This window comes from Pengzhenrongella sp., from assembly GCF_036565025.1.
Taxonomy (GTDB): domain Bacteria; phylum Actinomycetota; class Actinomycetes; order Actinomycetales; family Cellulomonadaceae; genus Pengzhenrongella.
Genome location: NZ_DATCNW010000272.1, coordinates 1 through 9,112, shown reverse-complemented (window position 1 = coordinate 9,112; position 9,112 = coordinate 1). Strand labels below are relative to the sequence as shown.

Below are 9,112 nucleotides of genomic sequence, written 5' to 3'. Positions count from 1 at the left end.
GGCCTCGGCCCGCCGCCCTCGCGCCGCCCTCGGGCCGCTCGCGCCGCGAACTGGGAGACGTTGTCGTATTTCGGCGTCCAGCGCGACAACAACTCCCAGTTCGCGAACTGGGGCCGTGCCCGCATGCCGGATGGGACGATGGCTCGCTCGCTCGCTCGCTGGCGCGTGCGGGGACGGAGGTCGAGATGCTCAGTTTCATTGGCGAGTTCATCGGCGACCTGCTGGGCATCGTTTTCGACGGGCTCCTGGGCGACCGGATCGTCAGGCGGCGCGGGGACAAGCTCGCGAGTGAGGGCAAGGTCGAGTGCGGCCTGCGGATCCTGTCCGGGAGCCACCCGCTGCTGACAGGCAGCTGGAGCCACGGCACGGCCGTCCTCTCGGCTGGGGTCATCCACCTGGGGCCGGTCGTCGTGCGTATCGAGGAGCTGGACGCCGACGCGCCACGCCGTCCCACGGGGCGCGAGGTCTGGTGGGTGAACCCCGATACGGCCGTGGTTCGGGTGCGGGCGTCCTCGGGTGCCGTGCTGGAGTGGGCCGTGCTCGTGGATCGACTGCCGTGGGCGCTGCAACAGGTGCAGGATGCGTGAGATGAAGAAGATCGGGTTCCTGTCGTTCGGCCACTGGAAGCAGTCGTCGTACTCGCAGACGCGCTCCGCCTCCGATGCACTGCTCCAGTCGATCGAGCTTGCGGTCGCGGTCGAAGAGCTCGGGGCCGACGGCGCCTACTTCCGGGTGCACCACTTCGCGAACCAGCTGTCCTCGCCGTTCCCGCTGCTCGCCGCCATCGGGGCCAGGACCAGCCGGATCGAGATCGGGACCGGCGTGATCGACATGCGCTACGAGAACCCGCTCTACCTGGCCGAGGACTCGGGTGCGGCGGACCTGATCTCCGGTGGCCGGCTTCAGCTCGGCATCAGCAGGGGGTCACCCGAACAGGTGGTCGACGGGTATCGCTACTTCGGCTACGAGCCCGCCGAGGGATCCGACCACGCCGCCATGGCCCGCGAGCACACCCGGGCGTTCCTCGAGGTGCTCAGGGGCGAGGGGTTCGCGCAGCCGAACCCGCGACCGATGTTCCCCAATCCGCCCGGCCTGCTCCGGATCGAGCCGCACTCCCCGGGGCTGTCGAGGCGGATCTGGTGGGGCGCCGGATCGCGCGAGACGGCCGAGTGGACCGCGAAGCAGGGCATGAACCTGATGAGCTCGACGCTGCTCACCGAGGACACCGGGGTGCCGTTCCACCAGCTCCAGGCCGAACAGATCCAGCGGTTCCGGGACGCCTGGAAGGCCGCCGGTCACCAGCGCGAGCCGCGCGTCTCGGTCAGCCGCAGCATCTTCCCGATCGTCAGCGATCTCGACCGTGCGTACTTCGGCCAGGAGGCCGACAGCGAGGACCAGGTCGGCTACCTGGACGGCGGCGCGGCCCGATTCGGCAGGACGTACGCCGCGGAACCGGACCAGCTGGTGACCGAGCTCGCCGAGGACGAGGCGATCGCGGCCGCGGACACGCTGCTGCTCACGATTCCGAACCAGCTCGGCGTCGACTACAACGCTCACCTCATGGACAGCGTGCTGCGCCACCTCGCCCCGGACCTCGGCTGGCGCTGAGCCTGCGTCCTAGGATCCGGGCATGACCTGGGACGCGAACCGGACGGCCGAGATCCTGCGCTCCTATCGGCTGGGGCTCGGGCTCAGCGGCGGAGATCGCGCGTCCAGGCAGCTTGCCGAGTCGGAGCACTCGTGGGCGCGGGACGCGGTCCACGACGCTGTCGATCGCGGCGATCTCCCCCTCACCGTTCTCGACGCGATGCTGCACGACCCCGAGGGCGACGAGTCGTACCGGGGGTACGTGGCGGCGGGCCCGATCGAGGATCTCCTGGCAGATCACCAGGAGGCCTACGCCGGCGCCATCGCCGAGCGCTGCCGGACAGATCCGTTGTGGGCACAGGCGGTGGCCGGAATCTGGCTCGACCGCGACTGGTGGCTGAGCCTGCCGGAGGAGCTGCGGCGCCTGATCCCCGAACCGATCGTCGTCGTCCCGGAGCACCCGACTCGTCGGGCGAAGAGACCGAGCAAGCGACAGGGGAACAGGCCCCGGCACCCATGACCGCGCCGGTGTCCCGATAGCGCGATGACGAGGCGGCGCAACGGCTCACGCCTGCGGTCCGTAGATCTTCGCTCGCGTGACGTAGCGCGCAGAGTTGTCGTGGATGCCCGCGACCTCCTCGTCCGTCAGCTGGCGGCGCACCTTGCCGGGTACCCCCGCGACCAGCGAGCGGGGCGGGATCGAGGCCCCTTCGAGGACCACCGCCCCGGCGGCGACCAAGGAGTCCCGCCCGACGACGGCTCCGGTGAGCACCGTGGCGTTCATCCCGATCAGGCAGCCGTCCTCGATCGTGCAGCCGTGCACGACCGCGCCGTGCCCGATGCTGACGCCCTCGCCGACGATCGCCGGCGAGCCGAGCTCGGTGTGCATCACCGCGTTGTCCTGGAGGTTCGACCCGGCGCCGAGCACGATCTCGTCGATGTCGCCGCGCAGCACGGCGCCGAACCACACGCTGGCGTCGGCGTGGACGCGCACCTTGCCGATCAGGGAGGCGTTCTGCGCGATCCAGGCGCTGTCGTGGATCTCGGGTGTGCGTCCTTCGAAGGGCAGGCTGATCATGGGCCCGAGACTACGTCGCTGGAGCGGGTGTCGACCGCAGTCGCCATCCCGCCCACGCCCCGCGGCGCGATCGGGTGCGCGACGATGGAGGCCGGCAACGGCGGAGGTGGTCCAGTGGCCGATCGGGTCGCGCGCGTCAGGGACGGCGTCCGGCTGCGCCTGGTCGCGCTGCTCGTGTTCGGCACGGGCTTCGGGTTCGTCGAGGCGGCCGTGGTGTCCTACCTGCGCCGGATCATCGGCTACGAGTCCGGCTACCACCTGGGCGCGCGGAAGGTGTACCTCGATCTGGGGGTCATTGCGTTCGTTCAGCCGGACCGCTCCGTGCTCGTCGACCTCCACCTCACCCAGGTGGAGATCGCGCGAGAGGCCGCCACGCTCTTCATGCTCGTGGCGATCGCCGTGCTGGCGGGCGAGACGCTGCGTCGTCGGCTCGCGGCGTTCTTCATCGCCTTCACGGTGTGGGACCTGACGTACTACCTGTTCCTGCGGGTGCTCGACGGGTGGCCGACGAGCCTGCTGGACCGCGACGTGTTCTTCCTCATCCCGGTGACCTGGGTCGGACCCGTGGCGACCGCCGTGGTGGCGTCGTGCGTGGTTCTGGTCGTCTCGTCGTGGGCGTATCTGCGAACAGGCACAATGCGTCGCGCAGACCCACGACGGGGCCGACTGTCGGGTCGATGAGGATCGCAGGCGTGACATGGACAATCGTGAGATCGATGAGCACCTGGTCCGGTCCCTCCTGCGTGAGCAGCGTCCGGACCTCGCGGGACTGAGCCTGCGCCAGGTGGTCGGCGGCTGGCACAACCGGCTGTGGCGATGCGCCTGCAACACGCTCAGCGACCTCGCCATCGACGGTGTCGCCGGCGAGGTCCGAGACCTGTGGGATGACGCCGTGGCGGCTCCCGCATGGGCAGGCCCACCCACCCGTCTGGCTGCACGGTGACCTTCACCCGGCGAACGTCGTCGTCTCGGACGGCACACTCTCGGGCGTGATCGACTTCGGTGAATCCTCATCGGCGTCGGACAGGCCTGGGAACAGGGACTTCCCGGCGGCAAGCAGTCCTGGGGGCACGCGGGCCGGCGGGCGCTCGCTGGAGTGCTGGCGGAAAGGTAGGCGGCGAGGACGTCGGCGCGCGCGCGGGAACCTGCCGACCCACCAAGTAAGGTCGGGGCACGCGCTCCTTGTGGATTCGTCCTGGGACTATCGCCCCCGCGCCGGTGCGACTTCTGCTCGCTGCGCTCACGACAACAGCTAAGGACGCGTGGTGGTGGACGACGCATCCCGGATCCTCGCCGGCAGGTACGAGGTTGGCGAGGTCATCGGGCGCGGTGGCATGGCCGAGGTCCACATCGGCCACGACACCCGCCTCGGGCGGACCGTGGCGATCAAGATCCTGCGCTCCGACCTGGCCCGCGACCCCTCGTTCCTGGCCCGGTTCCGCCGTGAGGCGCAGGCCTCCGCCGGGCTGAACCATCCGTCGATCGTGGGGGTGCACGACACCGGCGAGGACCTCACCACCGAGCCGACCGGTGTCGTCTCGCACGTGCCGTTCATCGTCATGGAGTACGTCGAGGGCCACACCGTCCGCGACATCCTCCGGGACAGCCGGGCCGTGCCGATCGAGGAGGCCGTGGAGATCACCGCGGGCGTCCTGTCGGCGCTCGGGTACTCCCACCACGCCGGCATCGTGCACCGCGACATCAAGCCCGCGAACGTGATGCTCACGCCGACCGGTGCGGTCAAGGTGATGGACTTCGGGATCGCCCGGGCCATCGCGGACTCCGCCGCGACGATGACGCAGACGTCGGCCGTTATCGGCACCGCGCAGTACCTCTCCCCCGAGCAGGCGCGCGGCGAGCGGGTCGACGCCCGCAGCGACCTGTACTCCACCGGCTGCCTGCTCTTCGAGCTGCTCACCGGGCGCCCGCCGTTCACGGGCGACTCCGCGGTCGCGGTCGCCTACCAGCACGTGCGCGAGCAGGCGCCGACGCCGAGCTCGCTGGCCTCCGACGTGCCCGATTCGCTCGACCGGATCACGCTCAAGGCTCTCGCCAAGGACCGGGACGACCGGTACAGCACTGCGGCGGAGTTCCGCGCGGACCTCGAGTCCGCGATGCGCGGCGGGCAGGTGTCAGCGCCGGCCGTCGGGGTACTGACCACGTCGAGCGCCGAGGCCGGCGTGGGCCAGGCGACCCAGGTCCTGACCCGGGTCGCGTCCGACACCCAGAATCGGCCGGCGGACACGTCCGTGTGGGACCGGAACGAGACGCCCGGGTTCGCAGCCCTGGTGCCGCCAGAGGACGAGCCGCGACCACGCCGAGCCCTGTTGTGGACCCTGATCGTCATTGCGCTCGCCGCGGTCGCAGGCATCATCGCGCTGCTCGCTCTCAACGGGGATCGCACCGCGGCGGCGGACACGGTGCGGATCCCGAGCTTGGTCAACTTCACCGGGCATACGGCGTCGTCGGACCTCACCGCACTCGGCCTCGTCCCGCGGCGGGAGGTCGAGGCCAGCGACACGGTGCGCGCCGACCTCGTGACGCGCACCGAACCGGCGGCCGGCGAAGACGTCAAGGTCGGATCGAGCGTCACCACCTTCATCTCGAGCGGACCCGATCAGGTCACCGTTCCCGACGTGACCGGCCAGCCCCAGGACGAGGCCCGCGCCGCGCTCAAGGCGGCCGGACTGACCGTGGGGGCGGTGCTGACCGAGGACCTGCCGGTCGACAAGGGCGACGTCACCAGAACGAAGCCCGCGGCCGACGCGACGGTGCCCGCCGGGCAGAAGGTCACGATCTACATCGCGTCCGGCCAGGTCGACGTGCCGAACCTCGTGGGAAAGTCGAAGGCCGACGCCGTCGCGACGCTGCGCCTGCTCAAGCTCAGCTCGAACTCCAACTCGGTCGAGAGCACCGAGCCCCCGGACACTGTGCTGTCGCAGGAGGGCGGTCCGGGGCTCGTGTCGCAGACCGCGACCATCACGATCGACGTCGCGATCGCGATCCCACCGACGCCGACGCCGACACCCACCCCGACACCGCCGACGGCGACGCCGACGGTGACCATCCCGGACGACCTCGTCGGTGCGAGCTACACCGACGCCGCCGCCGAGCTGACGGCGCTCGGCCTGGTGCCCGAACGCACCGTTGTCGACAGCGACGAGGCCCCGGACACCGTGACCGCGTCGGACCCGGACGCGGGCGAGCAGGTGCGGGCCGGCTCGACGGTCGCGCTCTCGGTCGCGCGCGGCCCGACGGGCGTCTTCAGCCCGCCGACGACGCTCGGACAGTGAGTGACGAGCCGCTCAGTAGTGGTAGCGCGCCTGGACGATCAGTAGGTCCTCGCCTTCGCGTCGGTACACGAGTCGGTGCTCGTCCGTGATCCGGCGCGAGAAATATCCCTTGAGATTCTGCGAGAGCGGCTCGGGCTTGCCGATGCCGGCAGCCGGGTCACGTCCCGCCTCGTCGATGAGCCGGTTGATCCGGCGCAGCATCTTCCGGTCGTCGGCCCACGAGCAGTAGTCCTCCCAGCCGGCGGAGGTGAAGACGACCCTCACGAGTCGAGCAGTTCGTGCTCCTGGGTCTGGCCCGCGTCGGCCTCGGCGAGGCTGGCCAGCAGGCGTTGCGCGTTGGCCGGCGAGCGCAGGAGGTAGGCGGTCTCGGTCATCGAGCGGAACTGGGCCTCGGACACGAGGAACGCGGTCCCGCCCTTGGAGAGGATCTCGACGGGCTCCTGGTCGGCGTTCACCTGCTCGATGAGCGGAAACAGGCGCTTACGTGCCTCGCTGGCGGTGATCGCCATGGACGCCTCCTCAGTAGTACCGGATATCGTACTACTCGCCGCAAGAGCGGCTAGTGATCGATCGGCAGGTCCTTCGCTGCCTTGCCCCACGTGGGGTCCGGGGTGGAACGGAGGTCGAAGCGCACCTCGCCGCCCCGGTTCATGACGTCCTCGGGAAGCCAGGACTGGGTCCGCTCGCGACCGTTCAACGTGACCTTGTCGACGAAGACATTCGTCGCGGAGGCATTCGGCGCGACGATGGTGATGGTCGGCCCGCCGTCGCGGTGCACCCACGCCTTGGGGAAGGTCGGGCTGGAGAGCAGCATCTCGGCCCGAGCGGGGTTCTGCGGGTAGAAGCCGAGGGCGGCGAAGACGTACCAGGCCGACATGGTGCCGAGGTCGTCGTTGCCGGGCAGGCCCTTCGCGCCGGTGCCGTACGCAATACGCTCCATCGCCCGCACGGTCTCCTGGGTCTTGGCGGGCTGCCCGAGGGCGTTGTACAGCCACGGGGTGTGGATGCCGGGCTCGTTCGTGGCGTCGTAACGCAGCGGGTCCCCGCCGGTGACCCAGGCGCCGTCGGGCTTGCGGAAGAAGCCGTCGAGCCGGGCCGCCGCCTTCGCAGGGCCGCCCATCGCTTCGGCCAGCCCGCTGACGTCCTGGGGGACCATCCAGGTATAGGTCGCCGAGCTGCCCTGGGCGAAGCCGACGTCGGACGACGGGTCGAACGGCGCGACCCAGGTCCCGTCGGCGTTCCGGGCCTGCTGGTAGCCCGCCTCCGGGGTGGCGCCCGGGTTGAAGGTGTTCTTCCAGTAGCCGGCGCGCGGGCGCAGCGCGGCCTGCTGCGCGTCCCGTCCCAGCCGGCCCGCCCAGTCGGCGAGGGCGTAGTCGGCGACCGAGTCCTCGAGCGTCTCGGCGGCGCCGCCCCAGATGTGGCCGGCGTCCTGCGGCATGTAGGTCTTGTCGAGGTAGAGCGCGAGGTTCGGGCGGATCCCGGCGCACTGTCCGGGACAGCCATAGCTCGACAGCCCGTCCGGGTGTGGCACGGTCGCCTGCCGGTACAGGGAGTCGAAGGCCTCCTCGACGGCGAAGTTGCGCACGCCGAGGGAGTAGAACCCGGCGAGCGCTGGCGCCGAGGGGTCCCCGGTCATCACGTGCGTCCACCCCGTCAGGTGGACCCAGCGGTCCCACACCCCGTCGTGCGCCTTGGCGTTGTTGAGCAGCGACTGCGCGTAGTCGCCGGCGATCTTCGGCTCCAGCAGGGCCAGCAACTGGGTGTGCGCGCGGTACTGGTCCCACCCCGAGAAGTTGCCGTACTGCGCACCCTGTCCGCGGGCCAGCCGGTGGATCTGCTGGTCGGCTCCGAAATAGGTGCCCGCGACGTCGTTGACGACGTTCGGCTCGAGCGCGGAGTGATAGACGGCCGTGTACAGCTTCGTCCGCTGCTCCGGGCGGCCGCCGGCGACCTCGATGCGTCGCAGGTGCCGGTTCCAGTCCCGTTCGGCGTCGGTGGCGACCCGACGCACGGTGTCCGTCGGCCGCACCTCGGCCGCGAGGTTCGCCCGGGCGGCGTCGGCGCTGGTGTAGGAGATGCCGACCCGCATGTGGACCTTCGCGCCGCTCGGGAACGAGACCCATCCGCCCGAACCGCGGCCCGCGCGGGCTGCGCCGGTCTCGTACCCCTCGCCACCGGTCGCGGCACGCGTGCCCGGTCGGAGCGTGTCGTCGACCCAGGTCCCCGTCGTGGTGAACGCCTGGTCGAACTGGGCGGTGAAGTGCAGTCGGTAGTAGCTCCGCTTGTTGCTGCCGTTCCCGGTACCCCGGCGCCCGCAGAACGCCCCGGTCAGCACCGAGCCGGAGACCGTCCGGGCTTGCGGATCGATGGTGGTCTCGGCGGACTCGCTGCCGTTGAGGGAGTTGGAGGTCCGGAACAGCAGGTTCGCCTCCTTGCCTGCCGGAAACGTCAGATCGGCGACCCCGGCCCGAGTGGTCGCGGCGAAGTCGGTCGTCGCTCCGTTCGCGAGCCCCAGGGTGTACCGGCCCGGCACCGCCCGCTCGTCGGCGTGCGAGAAGGCGCTCGCGTAGACCGAGTCCGTGGTGTCGGCCGAGGGGGAGACCGTCATCGCGCCGGTGTACGGCAGGATCGGCACGTCGCCCATGGCGCCCGGGAAGCACCCGGCACCGTTGACGTGCGTGAGGGCGAACCCGCGCAGCCGCGTCGTGTTGTAGGAGTACCCGTTCGACGCCGCCGTGCTCGTCTGGTCGCCCGCGGTGCTCGTCGGGCTCCACGACAGCATCCCGTACGGCCGCACGGCCCCCGGGTAGGTGTTGCCGCCGTTGGCGGTCCCGATCAACGGGTCCACGTACTGCGCCGGGTCGGAGACGGCATGGCTCGCCACGGACGGCGCGACCCCCGGCGCGAACGCGGCAGCCGGGCCTGTCGGGGCGGAGGTGGCGACGACGACGGCGGCGAGGGCGATGGCCCTGGCAACGGTGCGGGACCTGCGCATGGAGTCTCCTTGGGAAGTCTGGCGGCAGCGAGAGTCAACAACGCCCCGCCGACGCCCGGGCCACCACGAGGTGAACGCGTACCGAGCGGCCGGCGACGTCTCGCACCCGTAACGTCCGAGCGTTGACGTCCTATAGGACGTCAACGCTCGGACGTTACG

Annotated in this window: 11 protein-coding genes; 7 read left to right on the top strand and 4 right to left on the bottom strand. The window is 70.7% G+C overall.

Going from position 1 to position 9,112, the window contains the following annotated elements; all coding sequences use genetic code 11:
• Positions 1 to 185 precede the first annotated feature (185 nt).
• The 3 genes from VIM26_RS15880 to VIM26_RS15870 are packed head-to-tail and all read left to right on the top strand — an operon-like array spanning position 186 to position 2,107.
• The gene (locus VIM26_RS15880) at positions 186 to 587 is read left to right on the top strand and encodes a hypothetical protein (RefSeq protein WP_331952877.1); all 402 of its coding nucleotides are present in this window, start codon (positions 186 to 188) and stop codon (positions 585 to 587) included.
• 1 nt (position 588) lies between these two features.
• Positions 589 to 1,608 carry an LLM class flavin-dependent oxidoreductase gene (locus VIM26_RS15875; protein ID WP_331952875.1) on the top strand — a complete coding sequence of 340 codons (1,020 nt, stop codon included), beginning with the start codon at positions 589 to 591 and terminating at the stop codon, positions 1,606 to 1,608.
• A 22-nt stretch (positions 1,609 to 1,630) separates the two neighbouring features.
• Positions 1,631 to 2,107 carry a DUF6869 domain-containing protein gene (locus VIM26_RS15870; RefSeq protein WP_331952873.1) on the top strand — a complete coding sequence of 159 codons (477 nt, stop codon included), beginning with the start codon at positions 1,631 to 1,633 and terminating at the stop codon, positions 2,105 to 2,107.
• A 45-nt stretch (positions 2,108 to 2,152) separates the two neighbouring features.
• On the opposite strand, the gene VIM26_RS15865 is transcribed toward VIM26_RS15870, so the two are convergent.
• A complete protein-coding gene (locus VIM26_RS15865) occupies positions 2,153 to 2,665 on the bottom strand; it encodes a gamma carbonic anhydrase family protein (RefSeq protein ID WP_331952871.1) in 513 nt (170 codons plus the stop codon).
• A gap of 114 nt (positions 2,666 to 2,779) precedes the next feature.
• Between VIM26_RS15865 and VIM26_RS15860 the strand changes: the two genes are divergently transcribed.
• The 4 genes from VIM26_RS15860 to pknB are packed head-to-tail and all read left to right on the top strand — an operon-like array spanning position 2,780 to position 5,958.
• A complete protein-coding gene (locus VIM26_RS15860; RefSeq protein ID WP_331952869.1) occupies positions 2,780 to 3,346 on the top strand; it encodes a hypothetical protein in 567 nt (188 codons plus the stop codon).
• A gap of 16 nt (positions 3,347 to 3,362) precedes the next feature.
• Positions 3,363 to 3,608 (top strand): hypothetical protein, encoded by a 246-nt coding sequence (locus VIM26_RS15855; RefSeq protein ID WP_331952867.1) that lies wholly within the window; start codon positions 3,363 to 3,365, stop codon positions 3,606 to 3,608.
• Positions 3,550 to 3,921, top strand: a complete 372-nt coding sequence (locus VIM26_RS27135; protein ID WP_331952865.1) for a phosphotransferase — start codon at positions 3,550 to 3,552, stop codon at positions 3,919 to 3,921. The genes VIM26_RS15855 and VIM26_RS27135 overlap by 59 nt, the downstream gene beginning before the upstream one ends.
• Positions 3,922 to 3,933: 12 nt before the next feature.
• A complete protein-coding gene (pknB, locus tag VIM26_RS15845; protein WP_331952863.1) occupies positions 3,934 to 5,958 on the top strand; it encodes a Stk1 family PASTA domain-containing Ser/Thr kinase in 2,025 nt (674 codons plus the stop codon).
• A 12-nt stretch (positions 5,959 to 5,970) separates the two neighbouring features.
• Here the strand turns inward: pknB and VIM26_RS15840 are convergent, their stop codons facing one another.
• From VIM26_RS15840 to VIM26_RS15830, 3 genes are read right to left on the bottom strand one after another with little or no spacing between them, the layout of a single operon-like run.
• Entirely contained in the window at positions 5,971 to 6,222 is a 252-nt protein-coding gene (locus tag VIM26_RS15840) for a Txe/YoeB family addiction module toxin (RefSeq protein WP_331952861.1), read from the bottom strand.
• A complete protein-coding gene (locus tag VIM26_RS15835) occupies positions 6,219 to 6,467 on the bottom strand; it encodes a type II toxin-antitoxin system prevent-host-death family antitoxin (protein ID WP_331952859.1) in 249 nt (82 codons plus the stop codon). Before VIM26_RS15835 ends, VIM26_RS15840 begins: the two co-directional genes overlap by 4 nt.
• A gap of 50 nt (positions 6,468 to 6,517) precedes the next feature.
• Positions 6,518 to 8,953 carry a GH92 family glycosyl hydrolase gene (locus VIM26_RS15830; protein WP_331952857.1) on the bottom strand — a complete coding sequence of 812 codons (2,436 nt, stop codon included), beginning with the start codon at positions 8,951 to 8,953 and terminating at the stop codon, positions 6,518 to 6,520.
• Between the last annotated feature and the right edge of the window lie 159 nt (positions 8,954 to 9,112).

Coding starts and splice junctions, on each gene's coding strand:
- VIM26_RS15875 (WP_331952875.1), top strand. CDS start 589: ATGAAGAAGATCGGGTTCCTGTCGTTCGGCCACTGGAAGCAGTCGTCG.
- VIM26_RS15865 (WP_331952871.1), bottom strand. CDS start 2,665: ATGATCAGCCTGCCCTTCGAAGGACGCACACCCGAGATCCACGACAGC.
- VIM26_RS15855 (WP_331952867.1), top strand. CDS start 3,363: ATGGACAATCGTGAGATCGATGAGCACCTGGTCCGGTCCCTCCTGCGT.
- VIM26_RS15835 (WP_331952859.1), bottom strand. CDS start 6,467: ATGGCGATCACCGCCAGCGAGGCACGTAAGCGCCTGTTTCCGCTCATC.
- VIM26_RS15830 (WP_331952857.1), bottom strand. CDS start 8,953: ATGCGCAGGTCCCGCACCGTTGCCAGGGCCATCGCCCTCGCCGCCGTC.
- VIM26_RS15870 (WP_331952873.1), top strand. CDS start 1,631: ATGACCTGGGACGCGAACCGGACGGCCGAGATCCTGCGCTCCTATCGG.
- VIM26_RS15880 (WP_331952877.1), top strand. CDS start 186: ATGCTCAGTTTCATTGGCGAGTTCATCGGCGACCTGCTGGGCATCGTT.
- VIM26_RS27135 (WP_331952865.1), top strand. CDS start 3,550: ATGACGCCGTGGCGGCTCCCGCATGGGCAGGCCCACCCACCCGTCTGG.